This is a genomic window from Actinokineospora spheciospongiae (assembly GCF_003182415.1).
Taxonomy (GTDB): Bacteria; Actinomycetota; Actinomycetes; order Mycobacteriales; family Pseudonocardiaceae; genus Actinokineospora; species Actinokineospora spheciospongiae.
Genome location: NZ_QHCP01000007.1, coordinates 293,779 through 311,836, shown reverse-complemented (window position 1 = coordinate 311,836; position 18,058 = coordinate 293,779). Strand labels below are relative to the sequence as shown.

The window sequence follows — 18,058 nt, the reverse complement described above, 5'->3', positions numbered from 1 at the left end:
GCGATCAGATCGCTCATCGTGCTGGTGACAGCGGCGCTGATCCCCGTCGTCACCGTCCCCACCCGGGCCGCGGCGACCGGGGGGCCGTCGTACTCGCCCGCCGACCTGGCCTCCGTCCCCGCCACCCAGCAGGGGGTGGGGCCCGGAACGACCGGCGACGAGGTCGGCCCCAACGCCCTGCACGGCAACCAGTCGGGCGGCACCTCGCTGCCCGGCACCGGCAACTACACCACCACCGCCCCGCAGCGGTCGGCGTCCTGGAACGTCACCGCGCAGACCGGTGACTTCTCCTGGAACTACCCGCTGCGGCTGCCGCCCGCCCCCGGCGGGCAGCAGCCCGAACTCGCGCTGTCCTACAACTCCAGCGCGGTCGACGGCCTGACCAGCACCACCAACAACCAGGCGTCGTGGATCGGCGACGGGTGGAGCCTGTGGCCGGGCTACATCGAGCGCTCCTACGGCTCGTGCCCGGACGACATCGACGGCACCGACCCGGATGAGCCGCGCGACCAGTGCTGGCGCACCGACAACGCCACCCTGTCCTTCAGCGGGGGCGGCGGGCCGCTGGTCATGGACGCCGATCAGCGGTGGCGGACCAGGGCCGACGACGGGTCGCGCATCGAGCGCCTCGGCAACCCCGACGGCGGCTACGCCGACGACGAGAGCTGGAAGGTCACCACCACCGACGGCACGCAGTACTTCTTCGGCAGCAGGCCCGCGTCGAAGTCGGTGTGGACGGTCCCGGTCTTCGGCGACGACGCCCTCGAACCCTGCCACGGGAGCACCTTCGCCACCTCGTCGTGCACCCAGCCCTACCGGTGGAACCTGGACAAGGTCGTCGACCGGTTCGGCAACGCGATGCTCTACGAGTACGAAACCGAGAAGAACTTCTACGGCATCAACAACAACAGCTCGGCCGCGGAGTACGTGCGCGGCGGCTGGTTGAAGAACGTGGACTACGGGCTGCGCGAGGGGGACCCGGCCGTGCAGGCCACCGCCCGGGTCGGCTTCACCGTCGCCGACCGCTGCGTCGACGGCTCGACCTGCGCGTTCACCTCGCCGAACAACTACCCGGACGTGCCGCTCAACCTCAAGTGCGACGGCACCACGTGCCCGGACCGGCTCTCGCCGACGTTCTGGACCGCCAAGAAGCTCACCAAGATCACCGCGGAGGTGCGCACCCCCGGCACCTCCACCTTCGACCCGGTCGACTCCTGGACCCTGCGGCACGAGCTGCCGGACGCGGGCGACAACGAGAAGCCCGCGCTGTGGCTGCGCGGCATCACGCACACCGGGCACCTGGCCGCCGCGGCGGACACCACGCTGCCGGAGACGGTGTTCGACGGCGTCCGCCTGCCCAACCGCGTGCAGTCCGGGGACGGGTTCGCCGCACTGGCCCGGTTCCGGATGAACGCGATCACCTCCGAGTCCGGCGGCACCACCTCGATCGCCTACCACCCACCGGATTGCACGCCGACGTCACTGCCCGCCAACCCCGAGACCAACACCCTGCGCTGCTTCCCGGTCAAGTGGTCCCCGCCCGGGTCGCCCCTGCGGACCGACCACTTCCACAAGTACGTCGTGTCGCAGGTGTCGCAGTACGACCGGGTGGCGGGCTCGCTGGCCACGGAGAGCTCCTACGAGTACCACGAGGGCGCCGCCTGGCACTACGACGAGTCGGAGCTGACCAAGCCCGAGGACAAGACCTGGAACGTCTTCCGCGGCTACGGCCGGGTCGTGCTGCGCCAGGGCTCCGGCCAGGACGGTCCACGCACCCGGATCGAGCAGCGCTACTACCGCGGCATGCACGGCGACAAGCTGCCCACGGGCACCAAGGTCGTCAACGTCACCGACTCCGAGGGCGGCAGCGCGCCGGACGAGAACTGGCTCAGCGGCAGGCTCCGCGAGACGGTCACCCACGACGGCGACACCGGCCCGGCCGTGTCCAAGAGCATCAGCGAACCGACCTGGCAGGGCCCCACGGCCACCCGCGGCGACCTCAAGTCCTACATCGTCCGCGAGGGCGCGGTCCGCCAGTTGACCGCGCTGACCGCGGGCGGCTGGCGGACCACCCGCAAGCAGTACACCTACGACGACCGCGGCTTGGTCACCACCATCGACGACCAGGGCGACACCACCACCGCGGCCGACGACCGCTGCAGCCGCACGACCTACGCCCGCAACACCGCGGCCTGGCTGCTGTCGTTCGCCGTGCGGGAGGAGGTCGTCGCCAAGTCCTGTGCGGCGACCCCGGTGTTCCCCGCCGACGCCGTCAGCGACACGCTCACCTATTACGACAACCAAGCCGAGGGGGTCGCACCCACGAGGGGGACGGCAACCAGGGTCGAGGTGCTCTCCGAGCGGCCTGCGAGCGGCCCGGTCCGCGCCCTGGCCACCACCGTCGTCTACGACACCACCGGGCGGCGCCTGGAAGTCGCCGACGCGCTCGGCAACACCACCAAGACCGCGTTCACCCCGGCGGTGGGCGGTCCGGTCACCCAGACGACGGCCACCGACGCCAAGGGCTTCACCACCACGTCCCTGCTGGAGCCGGGCACCGGACAGCCCCGCAAGGTGACCGACCCCAACAACCGGGTCACCGAGTCCGAGTTCGACTCCCTGGGCAGGCTCACCGCCGTGTGGCTGGCCAACCGCAACCGGGCCGCCACGCCGTCGGAGTCGCCGAACGCCAGCTTCACCTACCTCACGCGCAACGACGGCCCCAACGCCGTCACCAGTTCGTGGCTGGGTCCCAACGGGGTCCACACCAGCTCCACCGACCTCTACGACGGCCTGCTGCGCAAGCGGCAGAGCCAGAGCCCGGCACCGGGCGGCACCGGCAGGCTGCTGTCGGACTACCAGTACGACTCGCACGGCCGGGCCTACAAGGGCTCGATGCCCTACTACAACGACGGCGCGGTCGACAACAACATCTGGCTGGCCGCCGACGGGCAGGTCCCGGGCCAGGTCCGCCGGGAGTACGACGGCGCGGGCAGGCAGATCGCCGAGATCTTCTCCGGCCACAACGTGGAGAAGTGGCGCACGACCACCGCCTACACCGGTGACACCGTCAGCACCACCCCGCCGGAGGGTGGCACGGCCACCACCGCGGTGCAGGACGCCCGCGGCCGGATGGTCGAGCAGCGCCAGCACACCGCGTCGGCCACCCCGACGGGCCCCTACCAGTCCACCACCTACACCTACGACGCGTCCGACCAGATCACCCAGGTCAAGGACCCGCAGAACAACACCTGGTCCTACACCTACGACCTGCGCGGGCGCGTGGTCTCCAGCACCACCCCGGACCAGGGCACGACCACGTCCACCTACGACGAGGCCAGCCGCCCGGTCACCACCACCGACAGCCGGGGTCAGACCCTGGCGACGACCTACGACGTGCTGGGCAGGCGCACCGCGCTGCACAAGGATTCGCCGACCGGCGCCAAGCTCGCCGAGTGGACCTACGACACGGTCACCAGGGGCAAGGGGCAGCCCGCCTCGGCCACCCGGTACGTCGGCGCCAACGCCTACACGGCCAAGGTGTTCTCCTACAACGCCCGCTACCAGCCGCTGCGCACCGACGTGGTGATCCCGGCCGCCGAGGGCGCCCTGGCGGGCACCTACACCGACCTGGCGACCTACAACGTCGACGGCAGCGTCGCCGCCGTGCAGTACCCGGCGGTGGCGAACCTGGCGCAGGAGATGTTCAGCACCTCCTACACCGACGACGGCCGGGCCAAGCGGTCGTGGGGCGGCTCCGGCGGCACCACCGAGTACGTGGCCGACACCGAGTTCACCCGCTACGGCGAGGTGCAGCACCTCCAACTCGGCCAGGGCGGCAAGCGGGCCTGGCTCACCTACGTCTACGAGGACAACACCCGCAGGCTCAGCCGCACCATCGTCGACGCCGAGGTCCCCCAGCCGATGGTGGCCGACCTGAACTACACCTACGACGACGTCGGCAACATCCTCTCGATCGCCGACACCCCGGTCGGCAAGCCCGCCGACGTCCAGTGCTTCACCTACGACCGGTTGCGCCGGATGACCGAGGCGTGGACCCCGTCGGGCACCTGCGCCGCCGCCCCGTCCACCGCCGGTCTCAGTGGCCCCGCCCCGTACTGGAACAGCTACGCCTACGACGAAGTGGGCAACCGCACCGCCGAGGTCGAGCACGCCGCCGCGGGCGACACCACCCGCACCTACGCCTACGAGCCCACCGGCCACGGCCTGGCCTCGGTCACCACGGTCAAGCCGGGCGGCACCACCGCCCTCGACCAGTACTCCTACGACGCGGCGGGCAACGCCGTCACCCGCAACCTGGCGAGCGCCGGGCAGGTCCTGGAGTGGGACGCCGAGGGCAACCTCGCCAAGGTCACCGAGGGCACCAAGATCACCTCGTTCCTGTACGACGCCGACGGCAACCGGCTGATCCGCCGCGAACCCGGCGCGGTGACGCTCTACCTGGGCAGCCAGGAGGTCCGCCTCGACACCACCACCGGCACCAAGACGGCGACCCGCTACTACTCCCACGGCGACCAGGTCGTGGCCATGCGCCAGGGCGGCGGCGTCACCTGGCTGGCCTCGGACCACCAGGGCACCAACCAGATCGCCATCAACGCCACCACCCTGTCGGTCACCCAGCGCAGGCAGAAGCCCTTCGGTGAGACCCGAGGCGCCCCGGTCACCTTCCCCGGCGAGAAGGGCTTCGTCGGCGGCACCCAGGACAGCTCCATCAACCTGGTGTCCCTCGGCGCCCGCCACTACGACCCCACCCTCGGCCGCTTCATCTCCGTGGACCCCTTCTTCGACGCGGGCGACCCCCAGGAGATGCACGGCTACACCTACGCCAAGAACAACCCCACCACCTACAGCGACCCCTCCGGCATGCGGGCCGACGGCTGCGGCTGGTGGTGCTCGATCTGGCAGGCCATCCAGCAAGCCATCCAGCAGGTCATCCAGATCCTCGAAGACCACATCAACAACCAGGCCAACGCCCGCGACGAACGGCGCAGGCAGGCCGCGGAGGAACGCCAAACCGAAGACGAGGCGATCCAACGCAGCGGCATGACGAGGGAGGACTACGAGAAGAAAAAGCAACTGGCCACGAGCAACAAATCGTGGATGGACGTGGCCCTGGAGAGCGCCCCAGAAATCCTCGGCGACCTCATCGGCTACAACGACGTCCGCGACTGCTTCGGTGACGTGGACATCCTCGCCTGCGCCAGCCTCATCCCGTGGGGCAAGATCCTCAAGGCCGCGGAGATCCTCGACAAGATCCGCTCCGTATGGAAGCGCGCGGACAACGTCATGGCCAGCATCGACGCGGCCCGCGAGGACATGCGCCGCGTCAACAACCTGAAGGACGAGATCCGCGCGAGCAAGCCCCCGGGTTGCAAGAACAGCTTCACCCCGGACACGCCGGTGCTCTTGGCGGACGGGTCACGTGAACCACTGGGCGACATCAGGGTCGGCGACGAGGTCCTCGCGACCGACCCGGTGTCCGGTCGAACAGCGGCGGGCACGGTCGTCGCGACCATCGTCGGCACGGGCGTCAAGGACCTCATCGACATCACGGTCACCACCAGCGGTGCCGACTCCACCCTGACGGCCACCGATGACCACCCGTTCTGGCTCCCGGAGCGGCAGGACTGGCTCCCCGCTGCCGCGCTGCGCACGGGTGACTGGCTGCTGACACCGACGGGCGACCGGGTCCGCATCACCGGACTGACCCCGCGCACGACCTCGACCACCGTCCACAACCTCTCGGTCGAGGGCATCCACACCTATTACGCCTTCGCGGGCGAGGCCCCTGTCCTGGTGCACAACTGCCCGGACAAGAATCCGATGGAGACACCGGACCCGGCCTCTTTGAAGAAGCTGAACGAAAACCAGTTGAAGAAGATGGTGGGGGATGTCCATGCGTTCAAGCACGGCATCTTCGGCGGGAAGGCCCCGGTCGGCCACTACGATGTGTTCGTGGACACCTCCAGCGGGTACCTCTTCATGCAGCAAAAATCGAAGGGTGGGCCGATCATCCCGACCTACCACCACAAGGATTGGGGCCCTGAGTGACACGGCAGGAACCCCCGCCGCGGCGGGTCGAGTTCAACGCGTCCGGCCCTGCGGACGTCCCGGGTCTCACCCCCAGGTTGGAAGCGCTCGGCTTCCGCCGGTCGGACCTCACCCCACGGTCGACCTGGCTGGACCAGAACGTCCGGGTGGCGTTCGAGTTCAGCGTGTCTGGGAACTCCGCGACCGATGTGTCCGCGCTGCTGATCGAGGCTTGCGATCGAGTGGCACGGGCCGAAGCGGAACTGCTCGAGCTCGTGGGCGCGGGATTCGGCATCTTGTTCAGCGTGGTGCTGGAAGTGACGGGGGAGGATGAGGTCAATTCCAGCTTCGTCCTGGAAGCGGCCCACCTGGCACTGCTGAGCCGCATCGGCGCCAACCTGGAGACAGCGCTGTACGTCCTCTGAACGACGGCCGGGTCTGGCCGGGCGATCGGGAGTGATCGCTCGGCCAAACCTGCCTGAGCCGCCCGGCCACCCCGGGCCGCCCATTCAGCTCGTGGCAACCGCGCAACGCTCAGGGGCGTCTCCTGCAGGGCGTCGTCGATCAGGGGGCGGCGGTGGTCATATCGCTGTGGGCTTCGGGGACTCGCGGGAGGAGCGGGGTGAGGGCGAACCATCGACTCCCGGTCAGCCCTGGCGGGACGCCTTGAGCATCTCCGGCCGGTCCACGACCTTGATGCGCTCGCGGCCGTGGGGTGCGCCGAGGGCCCGTTCGTAGGCGTCGAGGTTCTTCCAGCCCTGCCAGGTGGTGAACTCGATCCCGCGTTCGCGCAGGAACGCCACCACCGCGCCGGGTTCGGGTTGCGGCGCCGGGCGCAGCGTCGGGGCGTCGGCCAGGAGGGAGGTCACGGTCTCCGAGGAGCAGCCCTTGGTGTGGCCGATGAGGCCGATCGGGCCGCGCTTGATCCAGCCGGACACGTAGGCGCCGGGCACCAGGTCGTCGTCCAGGTCCAGGACTCGGCCCCTGCTGTGCGGGACGGTGTCGGAGACGTGGTCGAACGGGAGGTCCGCCAGGTGGGTGGAGCGGTAGCCCACCGCCCGGTACACCGCCTGCACGTCCCAGTCGTGGAAGGTGCCGGTGCCGCGCACGGTGCCGTCGCCGGTCAGTTCGGTGCGTTCGGTGCGCAGGCCGGTGACGTGGCCGTCGGTGCCCAGGATGGCGGTCGGGGCGTGGAAGAAGTGCAGGTGCAGGCGGCGCGGGCGGGTGCCGACGTCGCGGATGGCCCACTCCTGCAACGTCTTGACCACCATGTCGACCTGCTTGGAGGCCCGGATGGCGGCGAGGGAACCCTCGTCGAACTCGATGTCCTCCGGGTCGACGACGACCTCCACCGTCGGGGAGTGGTCCAGTTCCCGCAGTTCCAGCGGGGTGAACTTGGCCTGGGCGGGGCCGCGCCTGCCGAACACGTGCACGTCGGTCACGGCGCTGGCGGCCAGCCCGGCGTGGACGTTGTCCGGGATCTCGGTGCTCAGCATCTCCTCGGCGGACTTGGCCAGGACGCGGGCCACGTCGATGGCCACGTTGCCCGCGCCCAGGACGGCGACCGAGCGGGCGGTCAGCGGCCAGGTGCGCGCGACGTCGGGGTGCCCGTCGTACCAGGAGACGAAGTCGGCCGCCCCGTGGCTGCCCACCAGGTCGACGCCGGGGACGTCGAGGGGCCGGTCGTCCACGGCGCCGGTGGCGAAGACGACGGCGTCGTAGAACTGGCGCAGCTCCTCGAGCTTGAGGTCGGTGCCGTAGTCGACGTTGCCGAACAGGCGCACGCCCGGCTTCTCCAGCACCCGGTGCAGTGCGTCCACGATGCCCTTGATCCGCGGGTGGTCGGGGGCGACGCCGTAGCGGATGAGGCCGAAGGGCGCGGGCATCCGCTCGAAGATGTCCACCCCGACGTCGGCCCCGGACTTGATGAGCGCGTCAACGGTGTAGATGCCGGCGGGACCCGCGCCGACCACGGCGACTCGCAGGGGACGGCTCAACGGACTCTCCCAGGGTTGTCGAGGATGATTCACTTATCTTAAGGTAAGGCTAGCCTTAGAAAATTGTGATCCTGACTACTCTCGGTACTCGGCGCGGTCGAGCCCGCGATCGCACGGCCCACCGCGGTGGGCGCTGGTCTCCTGGTCGAAGGTGGGGATCACGAGGGCGCCTCCGATGCCCCCGGGGTCGACTGGAGGTGGCCTCGCCCCACCTTTGTCCTCAGCAGACCAGGTGAACCTCCGCCCGGTTGTGGGTCGATCTCCCCGAACCGCGCACGTCCCCCGCGACGCGCCGCTACGATCGCCGCGCACCGCGTCGAATGTCCACTTCGAGCTGCCCGCGATCCGGAAGGGGGCACTGTGCCTCTGGGCCACATCGAGCTGGCCGGTCTGAACGTTCCCGACGACCCGCAGACGAGAGCCCGCTTCGCCGAGCTCACCCGTCCGGGTGGCGTTGAGCTGCGGCCCGCGGAAACCTACGAAGCCAGCGACCCGGCCGGGCTGATCACCGTCACGGTGGACAGGGCGCAGATGGTGACGAACGTCCACATCCGCCCGCGCTGGTACGAGCGGCTGCGGCCGGAGGCGTTCCCGGCCGCGCTCTACAACACGTACATCACCGCCGTCCAGCGCGCGTTCGCCGTGGAGTTCGCCCACCGGCCCCAGAGCCCGGGGGGCCCGCCGGGACCGCCCGCGCCGGAGGAGTCCTCTGTGCACCTCGCCGAACTGCCCATCGAGGAGTTCATCGCGAGGACCAGGTCCCGGCTCGACGCCATCGACGCCGAGTACGACGCGATCCGGCGCCGGGAGCAGGCACCGCCGGTCGCCACGACCGAGGTCCGGAGTCCACTCGGGTACCTCACGATGCACGTGCGCGACGGCGGCCCGATCGCGATCCACGGCAACCCGCAGGCGCTCGACAACCCGTCCGGCACCGCGCTCGCCGAGGACGTCGCGCACCTGTTCGCCCGCGCGGGCTTCGGCGTCGAACCGGACGCGCGACCACGTCCGGCCGCGCGGCCGCGCACCGGCGGCGACGTGGCGGACGACGACTACTTCGACGGCTTCAAGGTGCTGGGCAAGAGGGGCGAGAATGGCTGACTACAAGGTCGTCACATCGGAGTTGCGCAAAGAGGCCAAGCTCTGGCAGGAGAAGGCGGACAAGGCGGAGCCGATCGTGCAGGCGGTGGCGGCGACCTACCTGACGGCGCCCGCCTTCTTCGTCGGCGACCTCATGACCCTCGCCGCGGGGGTCGTCAACGCCGAACTCGAGGCCGGTCAGTACGAGGACTTCCGCGCTTTCATCGAGAACGTCCTCCGGGGAGCGGTCACCGAGTTCAACCAGATCGACGTGGCACTGCGCAGGATCGCGGACGAGTACGACCGCACGGAAAGCGTCAACGAGATCGATCTCGCGAAGTTCTACAGCGTGTAGGAGTTGAAGACCCGATGTCCGGTTCCGGTGAGATGCTCAACCTGTTCGAGCGGGGGTTCCAGGGGCTCGAGGACAAGGCCCGGGAGTGCGGCGACAAGTTCAACGCCGGTGTGCACCACATCAACGACTGGCGCTTCGTGCTCGGTCCGGCGATGCTCGCCATCCGCCCCGCCCTCGACACCATCCGCGACGGCCTGGAGAAGTTGTTCCGGCTGATCAGGACCGCTGTGGAACACCACATGCCCGTCGTGTCGCTGATCGTGCAGTCCTTCAACTGGATCGAGGACGTCCAGGCCCCGGTGAACGGGCTGACCCACCAGAAGACCGCGACGTTCCTGGCCAACTACTGGGAGGGTCCCGCGGCCAGTGCGTACGCGGAGCGGGTCACGGCGCAGAACGACGCGATCAGCGCCGTCTCGACGAAGGCGGACGGCGTCAGCAAGTGGCTGATGGACATCGCCAAGTACAACATCGAGTACATGACCGAGCTGGCCAAGATGGCGACGGGCTTCATCGGCGCGCTGGTCACCGCCGCGATCGAGGGAGCGACCGTCGTCGGCATCCCGTTCGCGGTCAAGGACCTCGCGGGCGCCATCGGCACCCTGGTGACCCAGTCGCTGGACAACCTGGTGGGCATCGCGAAGAGGTTCGCGGAGGCGCTCAGCAAGGTGCGGGACATCATGAGCATGATGACCGACGGCAAGCTCCCCGAACGCGGGTGGCCGCAGGCGGTCAGCGGCTGAGGCCGCACCCATCACGAGACAGGGACCATGAGCAGAAACCCCTTGAACGCGTGGCGACCGGTCGTCGGTGTGGTGGCCGCGGCGGTGGCGCTCGTCAGCGGCTGCGGTGTCGAGCCGATCCAGCCGCCCGCGTTCAGCCCGACCACGACCACGACCACGACCACGCCACCTCCGACGCCGGTCAAGTACTCCCCAGCGGGTTGGAAGGGGTGCCCGGAGATCGAGCGGGAACTCGGTGGGGACCTGCCGCCCCCGCGGCCGGAAGACGAGCAGGAGGGCCCCGGCTGGTCCCTGCGGATCTGCCCCTTCCAGTCGGATGCCGCGCTCGTCGTCCTCAGCGTCCAGTACTGGGAGACGACGGAGGACGTCACCGGCGTCCACCCCGGATCGGAACGGGCCGAGGAGGACTTCCTCGGACGCGGGCAGGCGCGCGAGGAGGACAGCGGCTCCGACCTCGGCTCGGCTGCCCGTTGGAAGCGGGACGACACCACGGGCTGCACCCTGGAGGTCCTCGACGAGAACGCGGTGGTGAGCGTGGCGGGCAGCAACCCGGAGGACCCCGCCGAGGGGAAGACCGAGCAGTGCCGGGGACCCGTGCGCGAACTGGCGAAGCGGTTCTACGCCGCCGTGCAGCCGCAGTGACCCGCCAGGCGTGGGCCTGAGCACTCCCGTGCACGTCGTCGATCTGCTCAAGCGGAACGCGGTCGGCACGGCCGGCTCCGCCGACTTCCGGGCCGGGCTGCCCGGCGGAGGTTCCGCCCTCGCCCGACACCACCACTCCCGCAGCGGCGCCGTGACCCGCTGACGGGTGTCCGCGCGGGCGCTGCGGGGGCGGCGTGCCCGCTGCGGGGCCGCTGTGGCGATACTGCCCGGCATGGCGCTCACCCCCCGCAGGCTCAACCGCAGCACGCTGGCCCGGCAGATGCTGCTGACCCGGGAATCCCTCGACCCGGCCGAGGCCGTGCGCAGGCTCGTCGGCCTCCAGTCGCAGCAGCCGGGGTCGCCCTACCTGGCCCTGTGGAACCGGCTGGAAGGGGTCACCGCCGAGCAGGTCGACGCGGCCTACCGCGACTTCGACCTGGTCAAGTGCACCCTGCTGCGCGGCACCCTGCACACGGTCCACCGCGCCGACCACCCGCCGTTGCGCGCCGCCGTGCAGCCAACGCTGCGCGCCCACCTGGGCGATGACCGCTTCGCCGCGGAGCCGGACGAGGCCGGGCCGCTGGCGGCAGCGCTGGCAGGCCGGGCCGCCGAGCCCGCGACGAAGGCGGAGCTGGAGTCCTGGCTCACCGAGCAGGGGTGGCCGGGCACGTGGTGGGGCATGCGCTTCTACGCGCCGCTCTGGCACGCGCCGACCGGGGCGGCGTGGTCGTTCGGCGACCGGCCGAGCTTCGTCGCCGCACCCGCCCCGGACCTGTCGGAAGAGGCGGTCGCGGCGGGGCTGGCCGAGCTGGTCCGCCGGTACCTGGCCGCCTACGGGCCCGCCACGGTGGCCGACATGGCCCAATTCGCCGGGGTGCGGCGCGGGCGGGTGCGGGCGGTGCTGGGGTCGCTCGACCTGGTCGAGCACCCGGCGCAGACGGGCCCACCGCTGCTGGACGTGCCCGACGCGCCGCTGCCGGACGAGGACGTGCCCGCCCCGCCGCGACTGCTGCCCATGTGGGACAACGTCCTGCTGGCCCACCACGACCGCACGCGCCTCATCCCCGCCGAGCACCGCGGGCACCTCACCAGGGTCAACGGCGACTTCCTCCCCGCGCTGCTGGTGGACGGCAGGGTCGCGGGCGTGTGGCGCCCGGCGGACCCCGGGGTGGAGGTGACGGCGTTCGAGGCGCTGCCGGGACCGGTGTGGGAGCAGTTGGAGGACGAAGCCGTGTCGCTGACGGGGTTCCTGGGCGACCGGCCGAGTCCGATCCACACCAGACACCTCGCCTGGTGGAAGTCCCTGCCCGGGGGTGAGACGCGCGTGCTGGGCGGGTGATCGGTTCCGGTCGCGCCGCTGTCAGGTCGTGCCCGGCCTTTTGTTGGTGTGCCCGGGTGGATGTGCTCAGCCGTCTCCTGCAAAGCCCGGTTGTTTGTTGGTGGTGCCCGGCTGGGTGGATGTGTTTGGCCGGGGCCCCTATGGCGATCATGTGCTCCAGTGCGTCAGGTGGGGCTGAAAAGATGCCCCACCGCCCAGGCAGGCTGTCACATGATCGCCACCCCCGGCCAAACACATCCACCCACCCGGGCAGTTGCTTGGTCGGGCCGGCGGTTCTCGGGGTGGTCGGCCTGCGTTCAGGACCTCCACCCACCCGGGCAGTTGGCTCGCCGGGCCGGCGGTTCTCGGGGTGGCTGGTTGTTGTTGCTGCGCCGGTGGGGTTCTTGGTGGCGGACTGGTGGTTGGCGGGGTGGTCGCGCGGTCTGGGGGGCAGGTCTTAGGGTGCTGGGGTGATCACCGAAGAAGAACGCGCCGCCCGTTCCGCCCGCGCCCGCGACGCCGCTGTGGCCGCCGCGACCGATCTGGGGCTTGACGCCTCGGGGGCGGTGGTCGTCTACGACGTGTTCTCGGTCGTGGTCGACCTGGCTCCGTCGCCGGTGGTGGCCCGGGTGCCGGTTGTGACCCCGCGTGGCACCGACTCCGCGGGGTTCCAGCGCACCGAGCTCGCCGTCTCGCGGTGGCTGGCCGGGCGCGGGGAGCCGACCGTGGTCCCCAGTGGACTCGTTCCGGCCGAACCGGTCTTGCGCGATGGGTTCGCGATGACCTTCTGGGAGAAGGTCGACGGCGTCCTCCCGCCGGACTACGAGGTGGTCAAGCGCATGCCCGCCGTTGCGCGCCTGCACTCGGTCCTCGCCGAGTACCCCGGTGAGGTCGGGTTCTTCCCGGGGATGCAGGGTTACGTGGACCTGGCCTTCGACGACCTCGCGGGGCGCGCGGACCTGTTGCCCGCTGCGGACCTGGCCCGGGCTCGCGCCGAGTGGGCGGCGCTGTCGCCTGCCATCGCCTCGCCCGAGGCGTTCGCCGGGGTGTTCCCGGGGGTCCCGGTGCAGGTCGTGCACGGCGACGCCCCGTACTTCAACCTCATCGCGACCGCCGACTCCGTGCTGTACTCCGACTTCGAGCACGTCGGCCTCGCTCCCGTGGAGTGGGACCTCGCGCACACCGGCGCCGAGGCGATCGCCGCCTACGACGCCGCGGCCGTCGACCTGGGGCTGCGGCCGGTGGACCCCGGCGCGCTGCGCGCGGCGGAACGCCTGCGCGACCTGCAAGCGGTCGCCTGCCTGGCGCTGGCGCCGCAACTGCCGCTGCTGGTCGACGGACTGGCCTCGACGGTGGAAACCTGGCGCGGTACCGAACCCTGGGCGTAGGACCGAGCCGGTTGGTGCGGTCGAGGGAACACGACCGACCGGGGCGACGGGTTCGGGGCGGGCGGCAGCACGGCGCGGACACCGCCGCGGTGTCCGAAGAGGACGCGGGGTGGCGGGCCCGCGGTGGTGGCACCGAGGTCCGCGGGCCTGTGCGGGGTCGCCCGTATGGGCCCTGTCGCGGGTGCGGGGACGGGGGGCATCCTTGGTGTCCGGCGCGCGTGCCCGTGCCGGGCTCCCGAGCACCGCCTGGATGGAGACCGATGATGATCACATCGTTCCGCACCGCCGCGGCCGTCCTGCCGGCAGCCGCCTGCACCTCGGCACTGCTCGTGCTGGGCTCGAGCACCCCGGCCTCGGCGGGCGTGCTCGACGTGACCTGCGCCCCGCCCAGCAGCGAGGTCGTCAGCTTCTCCCCGCCGCTGACCATGACCCCGCAAACCGTCACCGTCAGCACCACGACGCAGTACGGGCCGTGCGTGTCGCTGAGCAACCCGGCCCTGACCTCCGGCGCCCGCACCAACAGCAGCTCCGCCCCCGGTCAGACCTGCCTCGAACTGCTGACCAACGGGCCCACCACCTTCACGGTCACCTGGAACACCGGCCAGACCTCCACCATCTCCGCGAACCGCACCTCCACCGTCGTCGGAGCCGCCCTGGTGACCACCCACACCGGCACGGTCACCGCGGGCCTGTTCGCCGGGAGCACCGCCGTGCAGGTCCTCACCGGCGCGGCCGCCGACGTGCTGCCGTGCACCCTGGGTCTGGGAACGGTCGCGAGCATCTACTCCGCCGTCACCCTGGAGATCACCTCGGTCTGAGGTCCGTGGGGTCCGCCCGCGACCTCGACGATCGCGGCCGCCGTCGGTTTCCCCGCTCCCGCGGTTCAGACGGGTTGGTGGGAGGTCCACTCCACGGGGTGCAGCGCGTGGTCGCCCTTGAGGCCCTTCAGCTCGGTGTGCCGGGGCTCCGCGAGGCGGAAGCGGCCCGGGTCCGGGAGGCCGTCGAGGGTGTCGGCGCTGACGAGGACTTCCTCGCTGCCCGCCTGGGCCGCCACCCGGGCGGCGGTGGCGACGGTGCGGCCGAAGTAGTCGCCGTCGCGGGTGATGGCGGGGCCGCGGTGGATGCCGATGCGGATGGTGATGGGGGTGGCGCGCAGGGCCTTGTGCTTGCGCTGGGCCAGGGCGTGCTGGATGGCGATGGCGGCGGAGATGGCCGGTTCGGGGGTGCTGAAGGCGACCATGAAACCATCGCCGAGGGACTTGACGACGTGGCCCCCTCGGGTGCTGACCTGCGTGCGGACCAGGTGGTCGTGGGCTTGCAGGAGGCGGACCCAGGCCTTGTCGCCGAGTTCGTCGTTGAGGGTGGTGGAGTCGATGATGTCGGTGAACACGAACGTGATGGTGCCGTCGGGGGCGGTGACGCGGGCCAGTTCCCCGCGGTGTTCCTCGGCCCAGCGGGTCAGGTCGTCGAGGGAGCTCAGGAGCAGGCCGCCGACGCCGTGGCGGCGCAGGCGGGCCGCGGTGGTGTTGGCGATCCGGACGGCGCGGTGGGTCGCCCCCAGCAGACCCTCGGCGCGCGGCCCGGCCCCCAGGCGCGGCCGCGACTCCGAACGCGAGCGGGTGGAGGCCAACAGCCTGGCGTAGCGGCGCCTCGACCGCCCCAGGAGGATGGAGAGCACCAACACCGCGACCAGGGCACCGACGGCGACCACGGACACTGCCACCAACCAGACGGTCACGACGCGGTCTCTCCTTCACGGCGGGCGGACCCGGGCACCAGCATGCTACCCATCGGTAACCCACCGGGCGGCCGGTGTCACCGTGATCTCACCGGTCCCGGGCACCTGAACCACCTCGCCGCGTGCGGGACCGCCGCTTCGCCTGGTTGCGACGTGGGTGGTTCGACTGTGCGCGAGGTGGCAGATGCGGTGGCCACCACCATCGACCACAGCGGGATCGACCGATGAACGACGCTTTGCGGCAGCTCGCCGACCTGACGGGTCGGCAGGGCACGGCCGGGGCAAAGCCCCGAGGGCGCCCCGCTGTCGGCCCAGCTCGACGTGCGGGTCGTCGGCGCGGACGGCGTCTTCGACTCCGGGTTCCCGACCTTCGTCGTCCACCAGGTGACCGGCCGGGGGTGGCGGCCGGTGTACCTGGGCGGGCTGGACCGCTGGGCCGCGCGTCAGCGGTCCGCGTGGTCGCTCGGGTTCGGGACCCCGGTGGTCGGGGCGTGCGGTGCCCGGGTCGGTCCGCGGTTGAGGTAGGTGGCCAGGCCGCCGAGTTCCTCGCTGGCGATGAACGCCGACCGCACGTTGAGGAGGGCTTCCTCGGCGTGGACCTGGCAGCCCCACGCCGCGTCGCCCCAGGAGTCGGCGACCTTGAGTTCTGCCGGGGCGGTGCACCCGTCGGCGGCGCCCAGCGCGCACTGCTCGGGGTGCGGCACGGCGGCCTGCGCGGCGGCGGCGGTGCGCATCCGGTCCGCCAGTTCGGCGGCGGCGGTGGCGCGCTGCTCGGCCTCGGCGCGCAGTTTCTGCTCCGTGCGCACCGCCTTGGCCAGCTCGTCGCGGGCCGCTTCGGCGCGGGTTTCGGCGTCGCGCCGCGCCTGCTCGTCGTGGTGGCGCTCGATGGCCAGGGCCGCGGTGCCCGCGAAGACCCTGGCGAGGGCGAAGTCGAAGTCCCGCGGGACCCGCGGGATGCGGTGGTACATGGCGAAGGTGCCCAGCAGGCTCCCGTCGCGGGCCAGGATCGGTGTGGACCAGCAGGCGGCCAGGCCCGCCCGGTCGGCCAGGTCCCGGAAGTCGTCCCAGAACGGGTCGGTGGCGATGTCGGTGACGATGACCGCTTCCCGCCGGTGGGCGGCCGTGCCGCACGAGCCGACGCCCTCGCCGGTGGCGATCCCGTCGATGGCCTCGTTGTAGAAGTCGGGCAGGCTGGGCGCGGCCCCGTGGCGCAGGTGCAGGCCGTCGGGATCGGCGAGCAGGACGGAGACGAGCACCTCCTGCGCCGCGAGGTCCTCGATGCAGCGGGCCATCCCGTCGAGGACCTCGCCCAGGGGCGCCTGCCGGGCGATCTGCTCCAGCAGGGCGCGGTGCTCGGCCATCAACTGGTGGGCGTGCTTGACCTGGGTGGTCTCGACGCCGATCACCCGAATCCCGGTGACAGCGCCCCCGGCGTCGCGCCGCGGCTCGTAGGTGAAGTCGAAGAACGCCTCCCGCGCGTCCGGGCCCGTCCCGAGCACCACCCGGACGTCGCGGCCGGTGTGCGGCTCACCGGTGCGGTGGACCTGGTCGAGCAGGGCGATGAAGCCCTGACCGACCAGCTCGGGCATCAACTCGGCGAGCGGCACACCGGTGCGCTCCCGCTGCCCACCGATCGTGGCGAAGAACGCCGGGTTCGCCGCCTCCACCACGTGCGTCGGCCCCGCCAGCGAGGCGAACACGGCGATGGACTGCCCGAACAGCGCCCGCAGGTCCTCCTCCGCGGCCTGCCCGGCAACCGCAGGACCCGTGGACAGGGGGTGCCCGCTCGATGCCGCCGTCATGGTGTGTTCCGTTCCTCGTCTGTGGGGTGCCACCGTAATACCAGGGACGCGTCCGGGCCGCACGGGCTCGCGGGCTGAGACGCACGCCGCTGTGGTCGAAGGCCCCGGCCCCGGACGGCGGAGAGCGAGCCGCCCGTCGAGGAAACCCTTCCTCGGCGGGCGGTTCGCCTGTCGTCAGCCGGGGCCCGGCCTCACCTCAGGTGCCGGGCGAAGAACCGGTTCCCGTCGTCGCCCTCGAACCGCGGGACGCCGGTGTGCCCGCCCGTGTTGGCGTGCAGCGTCTTCTCCGCGGAACCGAAGGCGTCGAACAGGTCCAGGGCCATCTGCCGGTCGTTCCCCTCGTCGTCCCACTGCAACAGGACCAGCAGCGGGATGGTGACCCGCCGGGCCTCTTCGACGATGGCGCGCGGCACGTAGCTCCCGGCGAACAGGAGGGCGGCCGAGATCCGCGGCTCCACCACCGCCAACCGGACGCCGATGGAGATCACCCCGCCCGAGAACCCGACCGGGCCACCGATCCCGGGCAGCGGCAGGAGTGCGTCCAGGGCGGCCCGCCACTCCGGGACCGCCTCGTCGACCAGTGGGAGGACCAGCCGGTCGACGACCTCGTCGGGGACCGGCTCACCCGCCCGCACCGCCCGGCGCAGGTCGGCCCGGGCTTCCTCCGCGGCGGCGGAACGGGGTCGGTCGCCGCTGCCGGGGAGTTCGATGGTGGCCGCGGCGAAGCCCTCCGCCGCGGCGTGCCGGGCCCGGTCCAGCAGCCGGGGGTACATCCCGGCCAGCCCGCCGGGGTGGCCGAGCAGGACCAGCGGGGCCGGTGCGGGCGCGGGTTCGGGCGTCCACAGGATGCCGGGGACCTCGCCGAGGGTGAACCCGCGTTCGAGGACACCGTCGTCGAAGCGCTGTTCGGAAGTGAATCGCATGGTCGTGCCTTTCGGGAGAGC

Annotated in this window: 13 protein-coding genes; 9 read left to right on the top strand and 4 right to left on the bottom strand. The window is 71.4% G+C overall.

The window, feature by feature from the left end; genetic code table 11:
• Nucleotides 1-18: 18 nt before the first annotated feature.
• Both DFQ13_RS20635 and DFQ13_RS20630 read left to right on the top strand, forming a co-directional pair.
• On the top strand, nucleotides 19-6,072 hold the full coding sequence (locus DFQ13_RS20635) for an RHS repeat-associated core domain-containing protein (protein ID WP_110080982.1): 6,054 nt from the start codon (nucleotides 19-21) through the stop codon (nucleotides 6,070-6,072).
• Nucleotides 6,069-6,476, top strand: a complete 408-nt coding sequence (locus DFQ13_RS20630; RefSeq protein ID WP_110080981.1) for a hypothetical protein — start codon at nucleotides 6,069-6,071, stop codon at nucleotides 6,474-6,476. The genes DFQ13_RS20635 and DFQ13_RS20630 overlap by 4 nt, the downstream gene beginning before the upstream one ends.
• A gap of 222 nt (nucleotides 6,477-6,698) precedes the next feature.
• Here DFQ13_RS20630 and DFQ13_RS20625 read toward each other — a convergent pair whose 3' ends face one another.
• On the bottom strand, nucleotides 6,699-8,048 hold the full coding sequence (locus DFQ13_RS20625; protein ID WP_110080980.1) for an FAD-dependent oxidoreductase: 1,350 nt from the start codon (nucleotides 8,046-8,048) through the stop codon (nucleotides 6,699-6,701).
• 360 nt (nucleotides 8,049-8,408) lie between these two features.
• Here DFQ13_RS20625 and DFQ13_RS20620 point away from each other — a divergent pair, with 360 nt between their 5' ends.
• The 7 genes from DFQ13_RS20620 to DFQ13_RS35650 all read left to right on the top strand — a co-directional run bounded on the left by DFQ13_RS20620 (nucleotide 8,409) and on the right by DFQ13_RS35650 (nucleotide 14,392).
• Complete coding sequence (locus DFQ13_RS20620; RefSeq protein WP_110080979.1) at nucleotides 8,409-9,149, top strand: hypothetical protein; 741 nt, start codon at nucleotides 8,409-8,411, stop codon at nucleotides 9,147-9,149.
• Entirely contained in the window at nucleotides 9,142-9,483 is a 342-nt protein-coding gene (locus DFQ13_RS20615) for a hypothetical protein (RefSeq protein WP_035280282.1), read from the top strand. Before DFQ13_RS20620 ends, DFQ13_RS20615 begins: the two co-directional genes overlap by 8 nt.
• A gap of 14 nt (nucleotides 9,484-9,497) precedes the next feature.
• Complete coding sequence (locus tag DFQ13_RS20610; RefSeq protein WP_110080978.1) at nucleotides 9,498-10,226, top strand: hypothetical protein; 729 nt, start codon at nucleotides 9,498-9,500, stop codon at nucleotides 10,224-10,226.
• Nucleotides 10,227-10,253: 27 nt separating this feature from the next.
• On the top strand, nucleotides 10,254-10,868 hold the full coding sequence (locus DFQ13_RS20605) for a hypothetical protein (RefSeq protein WP_146241304.1): 615 nt from the start codon (nucleotides 10,254-10,256) through the stop codon (nucleotides 10,866-10,868).
• 232 nt (nucleotides 10,869-11,100) lie between these two features.
• A complete protein-coding gene (locus tag DFQ13_RS20600) occupies nucleotides 11,101-12,207 on the top strand; it encodes a winged helix DNA-binding domain-containing protein (RefSeq protein WP_110080976.1) in 1,107 nt (368 codons plus the stop codon).
• A 449-nt stretch (nucleotides 12,208-12,656) separates the two neighbouring features.
• Nucleotides 12,657-13,574 carry an aminoglycoside phosphotransferase gene (locus DFQ13_RS20595; protein ID WP_110080975.1) on the top strand — a complete coding sequence of 306 codons (918 nt, stop codon included), beginning with the start codon at nucleotides 12,657-12,659 and terminating at the stop codon, nucleotides 13,572-13,574.
• A 263-nt stretch (nucleotides 13,575-13,837) separates the two neighbouring features.
• Nucleotides 13,838-14,392, top strand: coding sequence for a hypothetical protein (locus DFQ13_RS35650; RefSeq protein ID WP_146241303.1), 555 nt, complete (start codon nucleotides 13,838-13,840; stop codon nucleotides 14,390-14,392).
• Between the two features lie 65 nt (nucleotides 14,393-14,457).
• On the opposite strand, the gene DFQ13_RS20585 is transcribed toward DFQ13_RS35650, so the two are convergent.
• From DFQ13_RS20585 to DFQ13_RS20575, 3 genes are all read right to left on the bottom strand, one after another.
• A complete protein-coding gene (locus DFQ13_RS20585) occupies nucleotides 14,458-15,312 on the bottom strand; it encodes an adenylate/guanylate cyclase domain-containing protein (protein WP_035284282.1) in 855 nt (284 codons plus the stop codon).
• Between the two features lie 443 nt (nucleotides 15,313-15,755).
• Nucleotides 15,756-17,114: a GAF domain-containing protein gene (locus tag DFQ13_RS20580; RefSeq protein WP_084175828.1), complete on the bottom strand. Its 1,359-nt coding sequence runs from the start codon at nucleotides 17,112-17,114 to the stop codon at nucleotides 15,756-15,758.
• A gap of 191 nt (nucleotides 17,115-17,305) precedes the next feature.
• Nucleotides 17,306-18,037, bottom strand: coding sequence for a dienelactone hydrolase family protein (locus DFQ13_RS20575; RefSeq protein ID WP_110080973.1), 732 nt, complete (start codon nucleotides 18,035-18,037; stop codon nucleotides 17,306-17,308).
• Between the last annotated feature and the right edge of the window lie 21 nt (nucleotides 18,038-18,058).

What these genes read in the sequence shown, in the direction of transcription:
- DFQ13_RS20615 (WP_035280282.1), top strand. Translation starts at nt 9,142, where the DNA reads ATGGCTGACTACAAGGTCGTCACATCGGAGTTGCGCAAAGAGGCCAAG.
- DFQ13_RS20610 (WP_110080978.1), top strand. Translation starts at nt 9,498, where the DNA reads ATGTCCGGTTCCGGTGAGATGCTCAACCTGTTCGAGCGGGGGTTCCAG.
- DFQ13_RS20605 (WP_146241304.1), top strand. Translation starts at nt 10,254, where the DNA reads ATGAGCAGAAACCCCTTGAACGCGTGGCGACCGGTCGTCGGTGTGGTG.
- DFQ13_RS20600 (WP_110080976.1), top strand. Translation starts at nt 11,101, where the DNA reads ATGGCGCTCACCCCCCGCAGGCTCAACCGCAGCACGCTGGCCCGGCAG.
- DFQ13_RS35650 (WP_146241303.1), top strand. Translation starts at nt 13,838, where the DNA reads ATGATCACATCGTTCCGCACCGCCGCGGCCGTCCTGCCGGCAGCCGCC.
- DFQ13_RS20580 (WP_084175828.1), bottom strand. Translation starts at nt 17,114, where the DNA reads ATGACGGCGGCATCGAGCGGGCACCCCCTGTCCACGGGTCCTGCGGTT.
- DFQ13_RS20575 (WP_110080973.1), bottom strand. Translation starts at nt 18,037, where the DNA reads ATGCGATTCACTTCCGAACAGCGCTTCGACGACGGTGTCCTCGAACGC.